The 15,481-nt window shown below is 61.9% G+C and carries 18 protein-coding genes; 9 read left to right on the forward strand and 9 right to left on the reverse strand.

Features of this window, described 5'->3' with window-relative positions; genetic code table 11:
- Positions 1-82 precede the first annotated feature (82 nt).
- From FZF13_RS24315 to FZF13_RS24330, 4 genes are read right to left on the reverse strand one after another with little or no spacing between them, the layout of a single operon-like run.
- On the reverse strand, positions 83-643 hold the full coding sequence (locus FZF13_RS24315) for a GNAT family N-acetyltransferase (protein WP_024926152.1): 561 nt from the start codon (positions 641-643) through the stop codon (positions 83-85).
- 5 nt (positions 644-648) lie between these two features.
- On the reverse strand, positions 649-1,503 hold the full coding sequence (gene sseA, locus FZF13_RS24320; RefSeq protein ID WP_024926151.1) for a 3-mercaptopyruvate sulfurtransferase: 855 nt from the start codon (positions 1,501-1,503) through the stop codon (positions 649-651).
- Positions 1,504-1,538: 35 nt separating this feature from the next.
- A complete protein-coding gene (locus FZF13_RS24325; protein WP_024926150.1) occupies positions 1,539-2,282 on the reverse strand; it encodes an alanyl-tRNA editing protein in 744 nt (247 codons plus the stop codon).
- Positions 2,282-3,316, reverse strand: a complete 1,035-nt coding sequence (locus FZF13_RS24330) for a cysteine synthase A (protein ID WP_024926149.1) — start codon at positions 3,314-3,316, stop codon at positions 2,282-2,284. Before FZF13_RS24330 ends, FZF13_RS24325 begins: the two co-directional genes overlap by 1 nt.
- Before the next feature lie 216 nt (positions 3,317-3,532).
- Between FZF13_RS24330 and FZF13_RS24335 the strand changes: the two genes are divergently transcribed.
- Together FZF13_RS24335 and FZF13_RS24340 are read left to right on the forward strand one after the other, a co-directional pair.
- Positions 3,533-4,357, forward strand: coding sequence for an SDR family NAD(P)-dependent oxidoreductase (locus tag FZF13_RS24335; protein WP_024926148.1), 825 nt, complete (start codon positions 3,533-3,535; stop codon positions 4,355-4,357).
- A 99-nt stretch (positions 4,358-4,456) separates the two neighbouring features.
- Positions 4,457-5,491, forward strand: coding sequence for an alpha/beta hydrolase (locus FZF13_RS24340; RefSeq protein WP_024926147.1), 1,035 nt, complete (start codon positions 4,457-4,459; stop codon positions 5,489-5,491).
- 15 nt (positions 5,492-5,506) lie between these two features.
- Here the strand turns inward: FZF13_RS24340 and FZF13_RS24345 are convergent, their stop codons facing one another.
- Entirely contained in the window at positions 5,507-5,848 is a 342-nt protein-coding gene (locus FZF13_RS24345; protein WP_024926146.1) for a RidA family protein, read from the reverse strand.
- A gap of 249 nt (positions 5,849-6,097) precedes the next feature.
- Here FZF13_RS24345 and aztA point away from each other — a divergent pair, with 249 nt between their 5' ends.
- The 4 genes from aztA to aztD all read left to right on the forward strand — a co-directional run bounded on the left by aztA (position 6,098) and on the right by aztD (position 10,123).
- On the forward strand, positions 6,098-6,943 hold the full coding sequence (gene aztA / locus FZF13_RS24350) for a zinc ABC transporter ATP-binding protein AztA (RefSeq protein ID WP_024926145.1): 846 nt from the start codon (positions 6,098-6,100) through the stop codon (positions 6,941-6,943).
- A 47-nt stretch (positions 6,944-6,990) separates the two neighbouring features.
- Positions 6,991-7,815, forward strand: a complete 825-nt coding sequence (gene aztB, locus FZF13_RS24355; protein WP_081766963.1) for a zinc ABC transporter permease AztB — start codon at positions 6,991-6,993, stop codon at positions 7,813-7,815.
- Positions 7,816-7,835: 20 nt separating this feature from the next.
- Positions 7,836-8,783, forward strand: coding sequence for a zinc ABC transporter substrate-binding protein AztC (aztC, locus tag FZF13_RS24360; protein ID WP_024926143.1), 948 nt, complete (start codon positions 7,836-7,838; stop codon positions 8,781-8,783).
- 131 nt (positions 8,784-8,914) lie between these two features.
- Positions 8,915-10,123 (forward strand): zinc metallochaperone AztD, encoded by a 1,209-nt coding sequence (gene aztD, locus FZF13_RS24365; protein ID WP_024926142.1) that lies wholly within the window; start codon positions 8,915-8,917, stop codon positions 10,121-10,123.
- A 10-nt stretch (positions 10,124-10,133) separates the two neighbouring features.
- Here aztD and FZF13_RS24370 read toward each other — a convergent pair whose 3' ends face one another.
- A complete protein-coding gene (locus FZF13_RS24370; protein WP_024926141.1) occupies positions 10,134-11,030 on the reverse strand; it encodes a LysR substrate-binding domain-containing protein in 897 nt (298 codons plus the stop codon).
- 116 nt (positions 11,031-11,146) lie between these two features.
- Here FZF13_RS24370 and FZF13_RS24375 point away from each other — a divergent pair, with 116 nt between their 5' ends.
- Positions 11,147-12,148, forward strand: coding sequence for an aldo/keto reductase (locus FZF13_RS24375; protein WP_024926140.1), 1,002 nt, complete (start codon positions 11,147-11,149; stop codon positions 12,146-12,148).
- A gap of 131 nt (positions 12,149-12,279) precedes the next feature.
- Positions 12,280-12,618 (forward strand): protein tyrosine phosphatase family protein, encoded by a 339-nt coding sequence (locus tag FZF13_RS24380; protein WP_024926139.1) that lies wholly within the window; start codon positions 12,280-12,282, stop codon positions 12,616-12,618.
- Between the two features lie 12 nt (positions 12,619-12,630).
- Here the strand turns inward: FZF13_RS24380 and FZF13_RS24385 are convergent, their stop codons facing one another.
- The gene (locus tag FZF13_RS24385) at positions 12,631-13,113 is read right to left on the reverse strand and encodes an Lrp/AsnC family transcriptional regulator (RefSeq protein ID WP_373426413.1); all 483 of its coding nucleotides are present in this window, start codon (positions 13,111-13,113) and stop codon (positions 12,631-12,633) included.
- A 123-nt stretch (positions 13,114-13,236) separates the two neighbouring features.
- On the opposite strand from FZF13_RS24385, the gene hppD reads away from it, so the two are divergent.
- Positions 13,237-14,349, forward strand: coding sequence for a 4-hydroxyphenylpyruvate dioxygenase (gene hppD, locus FZF13_RS24390; protein WP_024926137.1), 1,113 nt, complete (start codon positions 13,237-13,239; stop codon positions 14,347-14,349).
- Between the two features lie 24 nt (positions 14,350-14,373).
- On the opposite strand, the gene FZF13_RS24395 is transcribed toward hppD, so the two are convergent.
- Together FZF13_RS24395 and FZF13_RS24400 are read right to left on the reverse strand one after the other, a co-directional pair.
- On the reverse strand, positions 14,374-14,910 hold the full coding sequence (locus FZF13_RS24395) for a DinB family protein (RefSeq protein WP_024926136.1): 537 nt from the start codon (positions 14,908-14,910) through the stop codon (positions 14,374-14,376).
- A gap of 12 nt (positions 14,911-14,922) precedes the next feature.
- Complete coding sequence (locus tag FZF13_RS24400) at positions 14,923-15,471, reverse strand: hypothetical protein (protein WP_024926135.1); 549 nt, start codon at positions 15,469-15,471, stop codon at positions 14,923-14,925.
- Positions 15,472-15,481: the final 10 nt, after the last annotated feature.

Raw genomic sequence — 15,481 nt, forward strand, 5'->3', positions numbered from 1 at the left:
ATTTCGGCGCGATCGGATTGATGTCGACCGCACCATGGCGGAGCCAAGCTGAAGCCGGCATGAATGGATCGTTCAGGAGTGCCTAACGCATGACGCTGGCCGAGCGATCGGCAAAAGACAGCGGGACAACAACCTCTTTTTTCTGCGCGACCGGCCGGAAGCCGAGTTTCTGATAGAGCGACAGCGCGGCGGGATGGTCGAGCGTGCAGGTCTGCACGGTGACCCGCCTCGGCTTGTGCGACCAGCAAGCCTCGATCGCCGCCCCGAGAAACCAGCGGCCGATGCCCTGCCCCGTCGCGTGTTCCATCATGCCGAAATAGGCCAATTCGACTTCGTCGGGCAGATGCGGCTTGATGTCGAAGAAGCCCGCCGGCGCACCGTCGACATAAAGCACGCGGATGTCGCGATCTTCGCGATGAAGTCCGGCCGAGAGTTCCTCGTCATTCAGCCTCAGCACATTGACCCACTGCCATTTGCGGCCGACGCGATCCTGCAGATAGCGATAGAAATGCAGCGGGATGGCCCGTGTCTTCAGCAGCGCGATCTGCCGGTTGTAGGGCAAGGATGGATAATATGCCGGCGGCGTATCCATCTCGAGGAACGTTACCGTGACGTCTATCCGCTCCAGCGCATCGGCGCTCATTACAATCAGCGCTCCTTGCCCGTGACCACCGGCGTGTCCGCCAGCCCGCCCCATTCGGTCCAGGAACCGTCATAGAGCCGGTTGTCGGTGTGGCCGAGCGTCTCCAGTGCCAGCGTTATCACGGCCGCGGTAATACCGGAGCCGCAGGATGTAACAACCGGCTTCGAGAGGTCAATGCCAGCATCCTCGATGACTTCGCGCAGCGTGGACTTCGGCAACAGCATGCCGTTCTCCGACAGGCGATTGTAGGGAACGTTGTGGGCGCCCGGCATATGGCCAGCGCGCACGCCAGCGCGCGGCTCCGGCTCGGCGCCGGCAAAACGACCGGGCGAACGGGCGTCCGCGATCTGGCTCTCTCCGCTTGCCACCATGCGGCGCATGTCAGCCAGGGACGCTACCCGGGCGGCATCGAAGTCAGCATGGAAAATACCCGGCGCGGTCTTGGTCGGCTCCGCGGTCACAGGGCGCCCGGCAGCCTTCCAGTGATCGAAACCGCCGTCCAGAATATAGGTCTGGAACACGCCCATGACGCGAAACATCCACCAGGCGCGCGGCGCCGAGAAGAAACCAGGCCCGTCATAGACGACGATGGTGTCGTCGGCGGAGATGCCCATGCTGCCGACATATTGGGCGAAGTCGCGCGGCGCAGCCAGCGTGTGCGGCAACGGCGAATTCCGGTCGGAAACAGCGTCATGGTCAAGGAATACGGCGCCGGGAATGTGCGCGGCATCGTATTCCTTGCGCGCATCACGCTTCTGCGCCGGCAGATACCAGGAGGCGTCGACGATCGACAGGCCGGGCTGGCCGAGCCGCTGCTCAAGCCAGTCGGCATCGACGGTGAAAGGACTGTCCTCGGCCATGCTGTTCTCCCTGATCTTTCGCTGTCGCCGCGCCGTCAGGCCGCGGGCATCGCTCCGAAACGGATACGGAAGCGGCGGTTCTCGCGCCCCTTCTTCTCGATCTTGCCGATATGGATCTCGCCAACCTCGCCGGTGCGGGCGACGTGGGTGCCACCGCAAGGCTGACTGTCCACGGACGCGTTTTCGCCGATCAGAACCAGACGGATGCGCCCGGTACCGGTCGGCGGACGCACATTCTTCGATTTGACGAGACTGGGATTGGCGGCCAAATCCTCGTCGGTGATCCACTCGATGGAGACAGGATGATCGGCCCGCACGAGTTCCATCAGCCGCGCCGTCACTTCCTCCTTGGAGTAACCGGTATCGGGGAGATCGAAATCGACGCGGGAATCGTCTTCGGCGACCGAAGCTCCGGTAATAGGAAACGGGCAAACGACGCTCAGCAGATGGCAGGCGGTGTGCATGCGCATCAAAAGGTAGCGGCGCTGCCAGTCGATCGAGGCTTTCACCTTCTCACCCACTGAGGGTACTGGCTGCCCTGCCCCCGGAACGTGAATAATCTCGTCCTTGGTCTCGCCCGTCACCGTCGCCGCGACTTCGATGCGGTCGCCATTGGCCAGCTCGATATGGCCGGTATCGCCCGGCTGGCCGCCGGAGGTCGCGTAGAACACGGTACGGTCGAGGATGATCCCGCCCCGCTCGTTGATGGCGACGACCGTCGCTTCCGTCGTTTTCAGGTAGGAATCGTCGCGAAACAGCGTTTCGGTCTTGCCGGCCATCACGCCACCTTCTCGAACGGCACCGAAATGGTGCTTGTGCCTTCCATCCAGCCCGGCACCGGCAGGTTCTTGGTGCGCAAGAAGGCCGGATTGAACAATTTCGACTGATAGCGCGTGCCGTAATCGCACAGGATCGTCACAATGGTGTGGCCGGGCCCCAATTCGCGGGCAAGGCGGATGGCGCCGGCAATGTTGATGCCGGTCGAGCCGCCAAGGCACAGACCCTCTTCCTGGATCAAGTCGAAAACGATCGGAAGCGCTTCCTCGTCGGGCACCTGGAAGGAAAAGTCCGGAGCGAAGCCGTCAAGATTGGCGGTGATGCGTCCCTGGCCGATGCCTTCCGTGATCGAGCTTCCATCAGCCTTCAATTCACCGCTGGTGTAGAAGGAGTGCAGTGCGGCGCCGAGCGGATCGGCGAGCGCGATCTTGACGTCCCGGCTCTTGGCTTTCAATCCGGCCGCGACACCGGCCAGCGTGCCACCCGAGCCGACAGCCGATACGAAACCGTCAACCTTGCCGCCAGTCTGCGCCCAGATCTCCTCTGCCGTCGTGCGGATATGGCCGTCGCGGTTGGCGACATTGTCGAACTGGTTGGCCCAGATGGCACCGTTCGCTTCGCTCCGCGCCATCTGTTCGGCCAGACGCCCGGACAGTTTCACATAGTTGTTGGGGTTTTTGTAGGGAACCGCCGGAACTTCGATCAACTCGGCGCCCAGTAGCCGGATCGTGTCCTTCTTCTCCTGGCTCTGGGTGTCCGGAATGACAATGACCGTACGGTAGCCAAGCGCCTTCGCAACCAGGGTCAGGCCGATGCCCGTATTGCCGGCGGTGCCCTCGACGATCACGCCACCCGGTTTCAACAGACCACGCTGCTCTGCATCGCGAATGATGAACAGACCAGCCCTGTCCTTGACCGACTGGCCGGGATTCATGAACTCGGCCTTGCCCAGAATCTCGCAGCCCGTTTCTTCCGAGGCGCGCTTGAGCCGGATCAGTGGCGTGTTGCCGATGGCGTCGATCACCGAACGGTGCATGAGGAATCCTTCTCGTGTCTGCAGGCAGACCCTAGAAATGCCGGCTCGCCCTTTCAAGGCTGGATTTAACCTGGACCAGTCGCATTCGCGGCAAGCGACGCCGTCGCATGGAGTGCAATGTCAGCCGAGACTAATATGGTGAGGATCCAAGAACAGGCTTTTCTTTCGACTTCCGCCCCGTTAGATCACGAGACGAGGGAGCTTTCGAGACACTGTATGACACTCTATCGGGCCAGCCCGAAAGACGGCGTTGCCTGGATCACCGGTGGTAGTTCCGGCATTGGCAGGGAACTTGCCAAGGAGTTGGCGGCAAAGGGCTTCACCGTGGCGATCACCGCGCGCGAGGAAGATCCCATTGACCTGTTGATCGCCGAGGTGGCCAGCCTGCCCGGCCGGATCGTCGCTTATCCCTGCGATGTTACCGACGAATTGGGCATGGCCGACACGGTGGCCACCATCGAAGCCGAAATCGGACCGATAGCGCTCGCGATCTTCAATGCAGGCAGCTACACGCAGGTGGCGGGCGACAACCTGTCGGTCCGGAAATTCCGCCGCACTTACGATGTGAACGTGATGGGCATCGTTCACGGGCTGGTTCCCGTGGTAAAATTCATGCGCAGGCACGGCCGCGGACACATCGTGATGGTGGGTTCGATCAGCGCCTATTTCGGCTGGCCGACGACCGCCGCCTATGGCGCCACCAAGGCGGCCATCAACATCATGGCGCAGTCGCTGAAATTCGATCTCGACAAGCTGAACATCCGTATCCAGGTGATGAACCCCGGCTTCATCGACACGCCGATGACCCAGAAGAACGGGGTGCGGCTGCCGGCGCTGATTTCTTCGGCCTGCGCTGCGGACAAGATGATGCGTGGCATCCAGAACGGCGGTTTCGAAATCACCTTCCCTCGCCGCTTTACCTTGTGGTTGAAGGTGCTCGGCATGCTGCCGCACCCGCTTCGCCACTGGTTCCTCAACCGCATGACCGGATGGGGCGACAGGCCACTCAGCTTCGGCCGCAAGCCAAGGCAGCCGATCTAGCGCCAGCCATACGGCAAGCGACCCCGTACCCAAAGAAGCCGACCCGTTGCCTGTTGCAAGCCGCCGCAATACTTTGCGTTGATCTGTCTGGAGTTCGGCATGGGGCGATGTATTGCGGTGATGTTCCTCGGTCTGGTGGTCCTGATCGCCCTGATGGCTTTGCTAGGACCGCGCGTTCCCGTCGACACCACCATGCATTTCGACGCATCGAAGATCGGCGACGATCCGCTGGGCTACCTCGCCCGCGAGGAAGCCAAGGTGCCCAACATTCGCGACGGGCTCGAAAAGGAGATCGTCTGGGCCGACCCGATGATCCACGCCAAAACGCCGGTCGCCATCGTCTATATTCACGGCTTCTCGGCCTCGAAGGGCGAGACACGACCACTCGCCGACAAGGTCGCGGAAGAACTCGACGCCAATCTCTTCTATACGCGGCTGACCGGCCACGGTCAGGACGGCGCGGCGATGGCCGACGGCAGCGTCAACGCATGGATCAACGATTATGAGGAGGCGCTCGCCATAGGCCGTGCCATTGGCGACAAGGTGATCGTCATCGCCACCTCAACGGGCGGATCGCTGGCGACATGGGCGGCAACGCAGCCGAACGCCTCGAAAGATGTCGAGGCGATTGCGATGATCTCGCCGAACTACGGCGTGCAGGCATCGGGCGCGCAGATCCTTACCTGGCCGTGGGGCAAGCAGCTTGCCGAACTGATTGCCGGCAAGGAGCGCTCATTCAAGCCGCGCGGCGCGCTGCAGGAAAAGTTCTGGACCTGGCGATATCCGATGGCAGCGACCCTGCCGATGGCGGCATTGGCCAAGCTTGCCTATGAGGCACCGGTCGAAAAGGCCACCATCCCGGCTCTGTTCATCTTTTCCAACGACGACAAGGTCGTGCGCCCCGATCGCACCAAGGAAATCGCCGCCCGCTGGGGCGGCCCGCACGAGGAGGTGCCGGTGGACGGCTCCGGCGATCCCGACAATCACGTCATTGCCGGCGATGCGCTTTCGCCTTCGACCACGAACTTCCTGGCGCAGCGTATCGTGGTCTGGGTCAGAGCGCTGACCGCCGACACGCCAACCGCGGCACATAAAAATGGAGCGCCGGCGACGACCGGCGCTCCAAAAAGCTAGATCTCGATCGCTGCCTCAGATGGCGGCGGTGATGATGATCTCGACGAGATATTCCGGACCGGCCAGCTTGGCCTCGCCGGTGGCGCGTGCCGGAGTGTGGCCCTGCGGCACCCAGACGTCCCATTCCTTGTTCATTTCGGCGAAGGTGCTCATGTCGGAGAGCCAGATGATCGCCTGCAAGATCTTGGTCTTGTCGGTGCCGGCCTTGGCAAGCAGCGCATCGACCGTCGCCAGAATGTCCTTGGTCTGCTCGCCGACGGTCTTGCCCTCGCCGACCTGACCGGCGAGATAGGCGGTGTTGCCGTGGATGACCACCTGGCTCATGCGGGGGCCGACATCGATGCGACGAACGCTCATGGACATATCCTTTCGTGAGTGGAAAGGCCTCTTTAGAGAGCGTCTTGCTTGCCGACAAGGTCGTGGCCGCCGAATCCCGCCACAGGTGCAATCGGTCGCCCGCCGCTGCCATAGCGCCAGAGCCGATGGGCATTCCCGCGCACGGGTTCATGAAAGTTTCGCGGGACAGGACGTCTTTTCTCGCCAGCTGTGTTGACACATGTAATAACATAACATACGACCTTCACACACAGTGAGTCACCGACTGCCATGAGCCGAGCCGCCCTTTCCTTCCGCGACCTTACCCTGGGCTATGGCAGCCACCCGGCCATCCATCATCTGAATGGCACGGTCGAGAAGGGTTCGCTGACTGCGATCGTCGGTGCCAATGGCTCCGGCAAATCCACGCTCATGAAGGGCATTGTCGGGGTGCTGCGGCCGATGGCGGGCGGTGTCGTCAAGATGCCCGGCATGCGCATCGCCTATCTGCCACAGCAATCGGAACTCGACCGCAGCTTTCCGGCGCGGGTGGTTGACCTGGTCTCGCTCGGCCTGTGGCCACGACGCGGGCTGCTTGGCCGGCTTACGGCGCAGGACCGCGCCACCGTCAGCGAGGCGTTGATGGCCGTCGGGCTCGAAGGCTTTGAAAAGCGCGCGCTCGACACGCTTTCCGGGGGCCAGTTGCAGCGCACCCTGTTCGCCCGCGTGCTGGTGCAGGATGCCGACCTGATCCTGCTCGACGAGCCATTTAACGCCATCGACGCCAAGACCGTCGGCGACCTGATCGCGCTGATCAAGCGCTGGCACGGCGAGGATAGAACGGTGATGGTCGTTGCGCACGACCTTGAACTGGTGCGCCAGAATTTTCCCGAGACGCTGCTGCTGGCCCGCCGTACCGTGGCCTGGGGCGCGACTGCCACGGCTCTCAACGCCGAGAATATGCTGCGCGCCCGCCGTTTCCACGAGGCCTGGGAGGACGACGCGCCCTGGTGCGAGCCGGATGGCCAGATCCACGATCACCGCCATGACCATGCGCATGACGATCATGAGCACGGACACGACCATCATGGGCACGACCATCACGCACATACGGCCAGGCAGAGGGCGGCATCGTGAGCGCGCTGTATGCTTTCTTCGTCGCTCCGTTCGCCGATTTCGCCTTCATGCAAAGGGCGCTGGCCGGTTCGTTGATGCTGTCGCTCGGCGCCTGCCCGGTCGGCGTCTTCCTGATGTTGCGGCGCATGAGCCTTTCCGGCGACGCGATGGCCCACGCCATTCTGCCGGGCGCAGCCGCCGGCTTCCTGTTCTATGGGCTGGAAATTCTGCCGATGACGATCGGCGGCCTGATCGCCGGTGTCGTCGTTGCCCTCGGCGCCGGCGCTGTCTCGCGCTTTTCCATCCAGCGTGAAGACGCCTCGATGGCCGCCTTTTACCTGATCTCGCTGGCGATCGGCGTGCTGATGGTTTCGATCCGCGGTTCCAGTGTCGACCTCATGCATGTGCTGTTCGGCACGGTGCTTGCGCTCAACAACGAGGCACTGGTGTTGATCGGCGGCATTGCCGTCGTCACGCTCGCGGCGCTAACCGTCTTGTGGCGTGCATTGGTCGCCGAATGCCTCGACCCGCTGTTCCTGCGCTCCGTGAGCCGGCTTGGTAGCCCCGTGCATTTCATCTTTCTGGGGCTGGTCGTGCTTAATCTCGTAGGCGGTTTCCAGGCTCTGGGTACCCTGCTCTCGGTCGGACTGATGATCCTGCCCGCGGCCGCCGCCCGTTTCTGGAGCCAGCGCGTCGGGCCGATGTGCGTGCTTGCCGTGATGATCGGCTTCGCGTCCTGTGTCGCCGGCCTGCTTCTGTCCTACCACGCGGCGCTGCCGTCCGGTCCGGCCATCATCCTGTCGGCCGGGGCAGCCTACATGCTTTCCATCCTGGCCGGATCGCGCGGCGTGCTGCGTTCGCGCCTCGTCCATCACCGCCACAGAACCGCCTAACCATTGAAAGGAATTCAGCAATGCTGAAATCGATCCGTCGCGCGCTGACATTGATCGTTATAACATTAATGTCCATCACTGCGTCGACTGCCTTTGCCGAACCGCTGAAGGTCGTGGCCAGTTTCTCGATCATCGGCGACTTCGCCAAGAACGTCGGTGGCGATCGGGTTGCGGTGACGACGCTCGTCGGGCCGGATGGCGACGCGCATGTCTATGAGCCAAGCCCGGCCGATGCCGTTTCGATGGCCTCGGCCAAGGTGGTGCTGGTGAATGGCCTGCATTTCGAGGGTTTCCTGCAGCGTCTGGTGGAGGCCAGCGCCAGCAAGGCCGCCATCGTCGAATTGACCAAGGGCGTCACGCCGATCGAGTTCAAGCCGGAATTCGCCGAGGCCGAGAGCACCGAAGGCGGTAACAGCCACGAAGGCCACGACCACGGCTCCACCGATCCACACGCTTTCCAGTCGGTTCCCAACGCCAAGATCTACGTGAAAAATATCGCGGACGCGTTCTGCGCCGCCGACAGTGCCGGTTGCGACAGCTACAAGGCCAATGCCGCCGCCTATACCGAGAAACTCGAGGCGCTGGACAAGGAAGTGCGCGAGGCGATCAACGCCATCCCGTCGGAAAAGCGCGTCGTCATCACCTCCCACGACGCCTTCGGCTATTTCGAACATGAATACGGGTTGACCTTCCTCGCCCCGCAAGGGCTTTCGACCGAAGCAGAACCGTCGGCGGCAGATGTCGCCAAGCTGGTCACGCAGGTTAAACAGGACAAGGCGGCGGCGATCTTCGTCGAAAACATCACCAATCCGCGCCTGATCGAACAGATCTCGTCCGAAACAGGCATCAAGGTCGGTGGAACGCTGTATTCCGACGCGCTGTCGAAAACGGATGCTCCTGCAGCGACTTACGTCGATTTGATGCGTAACAACATCAAGCAGATCAAAGGCGCCATTCTCGGCAGCTGAGCTGTCCGCCAGATTATCGGCGTCCAGGTGGTCGCTTCGAGCGGCCACGGCACCATCCCGAGGCGGAGGGCAATTTCTCCGCCTTTTTTACTCAATCATTTGTAATTAGATAACGTTACATGGAGAGCTTTATGAAGCGCTTTGCCGTGGCGACTGCGATCGCCGCCCTTCTCGCCAGCGTTGCTACACTCCCCTCCCTTGCTGCTGAAAAGACCGTCTGGCGCCTGTTCGTCTCGGACCACGCCGAACCGATCATCACCATCATCGATGCCATCAGCGGCAATAAACTCGACACGCTACCGCTCAAGGGGCCGGCCTCGCTCTATCGCAGCGCCAGCGGCCGGACGGTCTTCGCGGTCCAAGGCAAGGCTGACACAGTCTCGGTCGTTTCCACCGGCGTCACCTTTGACGACCATGGCGACCACGGCGATATCGAGGTCACCGCGCCCAAGTTGACCGGTGTCGAAATCAAGGGGCCGAAGCCGTCGCACTTCGTCGAACACCGTGGCGAATTCACTCTGTTCTTCGACGGCGAAGGCACGGCTCGCATCCTCGACGAGAAAGCAGCGCTCCAAGATGGGACGCCGCTTCGGGCGGTAAAGACCGATGCCCCGCATCATGGCGTTGCCGCCACTTATGGTGACTTTGCGCTTCTATCGCAGCCCAACAAGGAAAAACCGGACGAACTGCCGGTCGGCATCCGGGCGGTCGATGCCGAGGGCAAGCAGGTCGGCGACGTGCACGCCTGCCCCGACCTGCATGGCGAAGCGACATCCGGCAAACTGATGGCCTTTGCCTGCGCCACCGGCCTGTTACTCGTCCGCGATGGCGAAAGCGGCCCCGGCATCGAGCATGTGCCTTATCCAGCCGGCCTCCCCGCCGGCAAAGCGACGACGCTGCTCGGCGGCAAGGGACTGCAATATTTCCTCGGCAATTATGGCGCCGACAGGCTGTTGCTCGTCGACCCTTCCGCGAAGGACGCGTTCCGCCTGATCGACCTGCCGACCCGCCGCGTGCATTTCGCGGTCGATCCCTTAAGACCGCGCTTTGCTCACGTGTTCACCGAGGACGGTCAGTTGCACCAGGTCGACATCATCGCCGGTAAGATCGCGCAATCGGTGAAGGTAACCGACCCCTATTCGATGGACGGCCACTGGAGCGACCCGCGCCCACGCATCGCCGTTGCCGGCGACCGCATCGTCGTCACCGATCCGTTGAAAGGCCTGCTCCATCTGGTCGACGCGACGAGTTTTGCCAGGACAGGCGACATCCCGCTCGCCGGCAAGCCCTTCAATATTGTGGCGGTCGGCGGTTCCGGCGAAGCGCACGCCACCGAATAGCCTCCCAAGGCTAGCCACCGCGCCGCTGCCGCCTGACGAAATCGACGAAGGCGCGCAGCGGCGCCGGCACGTGACGCCGACCGGGATAATAAAGATACGGCCCCGGAAATGGTGGCAGCCAGTCGTCCAGCACACTGACCAGCCGCCCGGCGGCGATGTCCTCCCGCACATAGTCCTCGAACGTCGCGCAGAAGCCGACACCGTCGAGGCAGGCGCGCAGCTGCGCGACGATGTTGGTGGAAACGAGCGACCCGTCCGGATCGATCTTTTCGAAAACGCCGTCGCGCTCGAATTCCCAGGCCACCTTCATGCCGCTCGGAAACTGCGTGCGAATGCAAGGGCGGCCCAACAGGTCGCGCGGCTGCAGGATCGGCGAACCGGCCGCAACGACAGAGGGAGCAGCCACGACGACATAGCGCTGCTGCGGGCCGAGCGGCACGGCGATCATATCCTGGGCAAGGCTTTCTCCCCAGCGTACGCCTGCGTCGAAACCGGCCGCCACGATATCGATAAAAGCCGTCTCGGCTATGATCTCCAGCCGCACGCGCGGGCACGCGGCGAGAAACGGACCGATGAGCGGCGCCAGCACCAGGTCGATCGCCGGCTGCGGTGCGTTGATGCGCAAAGTGCCGCTTGGCGTGTCGCCTTCAGCCTGCAAATGATCCACGACGGAAGCGATGTCGGCAAGCGCCGGCGTCAGCCTTTCAAGCAGACGCATGCCCGCCTCGGTTGGCGCAACGCTGCGCGTCGTGCGGTTCAGCAAGCGCAAATCGAGCGCAGCCTCGAGGTCACGCACCTGCTGGCTGAGCGTTGAGGGCGACACGCCGCGTTCCACGGCTGCAGCACGGAAGCTGCGGCGGCGGGCAACCGCGGCAAAGGCCGCAAGCAGATTCATATCAACAGGCATTGTACGAATTTCCGCATAGTCCGTTTTGAAAAGCCCATCTTATCGCACAGTTCAGCATGTGCCATCTTTGCGGACAAGGCTCAATCGAAAGCCATCAACCGCGAAAGGAAGACACCATGCGCGAACGCACACTGGGAAAGAACGGACTTGTCGTATCGAGCCTTGGGCTCGGCTGCATGGGTATGTCCGACATGTATGGTCCGGCCGATCGCACCGAGAGCCTGGCAACGTTGCATGCAGCGCTGGACGCCGGCATCACCTTGCTCGACACCGGCGACTTCTACGGCATGGGCCACAATGAAATGCTGATCGGCGAAGCGCTCGCCACACGCAGCGCCGGCCCCGTGAGGGTCAGCGTCAAGTTCGGCGCGCAGCGCGGTCCAGATGGAAACTGGTTGGGCTACGATGCCCGCCCCCAAGCGGTGAAGACGGCCGCCGCCTATAGTCTGAAGCGGCTCGGCGTCGAGGCGATCGATATCTACCGCCCGGCGCGGCTGGACCCGAATGTGCCGATCGAGGAAACGATTGGCGCCATCGCCGACCTGGTGAAGGACGGCTACGTCAAGCATATCGGCCTGTCGGAAGTCGGCTCGGAAACGATCCGCCGCGCGGCGGCGGTGCATCCCATCGTCGATCTGCAGATCGAATATTCGCTGCTGTCACGTGGCATCGAGGACGGCATCCTCGACACCTGCCGCGAACTTGGCATCGGCGTCACCGCCTATGGAGTGCTGTCGCGCGGGTTGATTAGCGGCCATTGGGACAAGACGAAAACCATGACCGGCGCCGACTTCCGCAACCGCAGTCCGCGCTTCCAGGGCGACAATCTCGACCGCAATCTCGTCCTTGTCGAGGCGCTGCGCCAGGTCGCCGAAAGCAGGAACGCCAGCGTGGCGCAGATCGCCATCGCCTGGGTGTTGGCAAAAGGCGACGACATCGTGCCATTGATCGGCGCGCGCCGTCGCGACCGGTTGACCGAGGCACTTGGCGCGCTCGATTTCACACTCACGGCGGCCGATATCGCGGCGATCGAACAGGCAGCCCCCAAGGGCGCCGCGGCCGGCTCGCGCTACAACGAACTTCAGATGGCGTCATTGGACAGCGAACGCGCGGCCTGAGCTGTTCCGATCCGAACCAGGCACCGATGCCCTGCGGGACGTCGGTCGCTATCATAACGGGCCAAGCTTGCGACCGCCCGCGCGGAATGGCATGACAGGGCAAACATGCCATTCCTCCCCGGAGCAGTCCCATGAACATCCGCCAGATCGCTGACAACTATGCCGTCTCGCCGCAGATCAGCGTCGAAGACGTGGCGGCCATCAAGGCAGCCGGTTTCAAGAGCGTGATCTGCAACCGACCCGACAATGAAGATCCTGGCCAGCCGAGCGCCGACACGATCAAGACGGCGGTCGAGGCCGCCGGACTGGAGTTCCGCTGGGTGCCGGTTGTCAGCGGCCAGATGACCATGCAGAATGTGGAGGAGCAGGCCGAGGCGCTGGACGCCCTGCCCCGCCCGGTCTTCGCCTATTGTCGCTCCGGCACCCGCTGCACCAATCTCTACGCAGCGATACAACAGATGAAGGGCTGACCCGGCACTCTCCTAGATCGGCAGAGCGCCGTTCTCCTTCAGTGTTTCCAGCACAATCGCCGTCTTTACATGCTGCACGGATTCGTGCGGCAGCAGTTCGTTGTTGACGAATTCCGATAGCGATTTCAGGTCGGGCGTGACCACCTTGAGGATATAATCCATCTCGCCGGTCAGCGCGTGCGCTTCCTGCACTTCCGGCAAACGCATGATCAGTTCGGCGAAGCGACGGGCATTGTCGCGATTGTGCGTGGCCAGCGTCACCGTGATCACATTGACCAGTGAAAAACCCAGCCTGTCGCGGTCGAGCACGGCCCGGTAGTTACGGATGTAACCCTCCTCTTCCAACCGCTGGCGACGACGCGAACATTGCGACGCCGAAAGATTCACCCGCTCCGACAGGTCGTTGTTAGTGAGCCGCGCGTCGGCTTGCAAAAGAGCCAATATCTTGCGGTCAAATTGATCGATGCGCGTATCTGACGCCATTTTTGCCACCATCATGCACGAAGTGCGCACATAATGCGCGCCTGAAGCGCGTGAATGCAAGCACCGTGCGGGCCGCCGGCACTATAATTGGTGCAGCTGACCCCAAAGGGGTCGAGACGAACCGGAGGATATGCCATGGGTCCCTTCCCGCACGACGCCCCACCCGCCACCATCAGCGAAGCCAATCCCGCCGGTACCGACGGTTTCGAATTCGTCGAATTCGCCCATCCGGAGCCCGAAAAGCTCGTCGAGCTGTTCACCCGCATGGGCTACAGCGAAGTCGCCAGGCACAAGACCAAGAAGATCTCGGTCTGGCGCCAGGGCGACATCAACTACATCCTCAATGCGGAGCCCGGCTCGCACGCCATGCGCTTCGTCGACCAACACGGCCCATGCGCGCCGTCGATGGCGTGGCGCGTAGTCGATGCCAAGCATGCCTTCGAGCACGCCCTTTCCAAAGGCGCCACGCCTTATGAAGGCAACGACAAGACGCTCAACGTGCCGGCCATCGTCGGCATCGGCGGTTCCATGCTCTATTTTGTCGAAAAATATGGCGCCAAGGGCTCGACCTATGATGCGGAATTCGACTGGCTTGGCGAGAAGGACCCGAAGCCGGCTGGCGTCGGCTTCTATTTCCTCGACCACCTCACCCACAACGTCTACCGCGGCAACATGGACAAGTGGTGGGATTTCTACCGCGACCTGTTCGGCTTCACGCAGATCCATTTCTTCGACATTGACGGCCGCATCACCGGCCTGGTCAGCCGTGCGATCACCTCGCCCTGCGGCAAGATCCGCATCCCGCTGAATGAATCTAAGGACGACACCAGCCAGATCGCCGAATATCTCAAGAAGTACAACGGCGAAGGCATCCAGCACATCGCGGTCGGCACCGACGACATCTATGCCGGCACCGACAAGCTGGCCGCCAACGGGCTGAAGTTCATGCCCGGTCCGCCGGAGACCTATTACGACATGTCTCATGCGCGCGTGAACGGCCATGACGAGCCGATCGAGCGCATGAAGAAACACGGCATCCTGATCGACGGCGAAGGCGTGGTGAACGGCGGCATGACCAAGATCCTGCTGCAGATCTTTTCCAAGACCGTGATCGGCCCGATCTTCTTCGAATTCATCCAGAGGAAGGGCGATGAAGGTTTCGGCGAGGGCAATTTCCGCGCGTTGTTCGAATCGATCGAGCAGGACCAGATCAAGCGCGGCGTGCTGAAGGTTCAGGCGGCCGAATAGTCCGAAACAACGAGGTCGAGCGGATCAGAGTTTCAAGCGCTCGACCTCCCTTTTCCTGAGCTTGATATCGAAGTCGAGCAGGAACTCATCGAGCTGCGGCGGCTTGACCGAAGTGCTCGACAGCATGGCATGCACCTGCCCGCGATGGTGGATCTGGTGCAGGAACAGATGCGCCAGCAGGTCGCCGATGCGCTCCGGGATGATGCCGTCATCGCCACGGTCGGTCGGCACGCGGCGTTCAAGGCCAGACTTGTTCAACTCGTTGCAAAAGACGATCAGCCGTCGGTCGGCCTCGGCCTGTACAGCCGCCAACTTAGCGGGGTCCTCGAAATCCGTCCAGGCATCGAAGACGGCCAAGCCAACACCGCCCTCCTCGACCATATCGAGATAATAGAGATCGACCGAAAGAATGTGGTTGAGCGTCGCCTTGATCGACGGGAAGAAGCCGGCGCGCATGGCGTCGAATTCTCCCGGCTTCAGCGCCGTCACCGCTCGGTAGAGCCGGTCATTGGACCAGAGATTGTTGGCGGCCATGCGACGGAAATGGTCGAGTAGATTCATTGCCACGTTCCGCTACATCCCACCACGCTTGGTTGAGTTACCCAAAACCACACCAATGATCTTCAAGCGCGCTGAGAGGGTAGATTTCGTCTCTGACCATTGCTGGTTGGCGATGGCGGCAAGCATTATGGGAAGAAACAAGAGCAAATAGCCAATGACAGCGGAAGTCAGGAATAAGTACCCCACAAGCCTATCCAACGCTCGGTTGTGCTGTTTGGCTACAAAACTCAACGCCGGTTCGATGAAGTTATAGGCTTGGATTACCGCCCACGTTCTGGGCACGCTTGGCCAAATACAAAGCCAACCAATGATGACCATGGCGATAAAACTGGCAGCGGCAAATACCGAGAGCCGGCGGCGCCCCTCCTTGAGGAAATTGCGTACAAGCACAAAAAGGCTGAATGTAGAAAAGGCTGCAAAAGCCAAGAAGGAGACGCACCTCGCCACGAGCCCGGCGTGCGCAAAAAACAGCCCCGCCGGGATGAAGACGACACAAAAGACATTCAGGAAGGCGGTTGTAGCCAGGTAGGTTCTTGCGGAATCGTCCTCGGATTCTACCAATTCACCGCCC

It is taken from the genome of Mesorhizobium terrae, assembly GCF_008727715.1.
GTDB classification, from domain to species: domain Bacteria; phylum Pseudomonadota; class Alphaproteobacteria; order Rhizobiales; family Rhizobiaceae; genus Mesorhizobium; species Mesorhizobium terrae.

What these genes read in the sequence shown, in the direction of transcription:
- FZF13_RS24315 (WP_024926152.1), bottom strand. Translation starts at nt 643, where the DNA reads ATGAGCGCCGATGCGCTGGAGCGGATAGACGTCACGGTAACGTTCCTC.
- sseA (WP_024926151.1), bottom strand. Translation starts at nt 1,503, where the DNA reads ATGGCCGAGGACAGTCCTTTCACCGTCGATGCCGACTGGCTTGAGCAG.
- FZF13_RS24325 (WP_024926150.1), bottom strand. Translation starts at nt 2,282, where the DNA reads ATGGCCGGCAAGACCGAAACGCTGTTTCGCGACGATTCCTACCTGAAA.
- FZF13_RS24330 (WP_024926149.1), bottom strand. Translation starts at nt 3,316, where the DNA reads ATGCACCGTTCGGTGATCGACGCCATCGGCAACACGCCACTGATCCGG.
- FZF13_RS24335 (WP_024926148.1), top strand. Translation starts at nt 3,533, where the DNA reads ATGACACTCTATCGGGCCAGCCCGAAAGACGGCGTTGCCTGGATCACC.
- FZF13_RS24340 (WP_024926147.1), top strand. Translation starts at nt 4,457, where the DNA reads ATGGGGCGATGTATTGCGGTGATGTTCCTCGGTCTGGTGGTCCTGATC.
- FZF13_RS24345 (WP_024926146.1), bottom strand. Translation starts at nt 5,848, where the DNA reads ATGAGCGTTCGTCGCATCGATGTCGGCCCCCGCATGAGCCAGGTGGTC.
- aztA (WP_024926145.1), top strand. Translation starts at nt 6,098, where the DNA reads ATGAGCCGAGCCGCCCTTTCCTTCCGCGACCTTACCCTGGGCTATGGC.
- aztB (WP_081766963.1), top strand. Translation starts at nt 6,991, where the DNA reads ATGCAAAGGGCGCTGGCCGGTTCGTTGATGCTGTCGCTCGGCGCCTGC.
- aztC (WP_024926143.1), top strand. Translation starts at nt 7,836, where the DNA reads ATGCTGAAATCGATCCGTCGCGCGCTGACATTGATCGTTATAACATTA.
- aztD (WP_024926142.1), top strand. Translation starts at nt 8,915, where the DNA reads ATGAAGCGCTTTGCCGTGGCGACTGCGATCGCCGCCCTTCTCGCCAGC.
- FZF13_RS24370 (WP_024926141.1), bottom strand. Translation starts at nt 11,030, where the DNA reads ATGCCTGTTGATATGAATCTGCTTGCGGCCTTTGCCGCGGTTGCCCGC.
- FZF13_RS24375 (WP_024926140.1), top strand. Translation starts at nt 11,147, where the DNA reads ATGCGCGAACGCACACTGGGAAAGAACGGACTTGTCGTATCGAGCCTT.
- FZF13_RS24380 (WP_024926139.1), top strand. Translation starts at nt 12,280, where the DNA reads ATGAACATCCGCCAGATCGCTGACAACTATGCCGTCTCGCCGCAGATC.
- FZF13_RS24385 (WP_373426413.1), bottom strand. Translation starts at nt 13,113, where the DNA reads ATGGTGGCAAAAATGGCGTCAGATACGCGCATCGATCAATTTGACCGC.
- hppD (WP_024926137.1), top strand. Translation starts at nt 13,237, where the DNA reads ATGGGTCCCTTCCCGCACGACGCCCCACCCGCCACCATCAGCGAAGCC.
- FZF13_RS24395 (WP_024926136.1), bottom strand. Translation starts at nt 14,910, where the DNA reads ATGAATCTACTCGACCATTTCCGTCGCATGGCCGCCAACAATCTCTGG.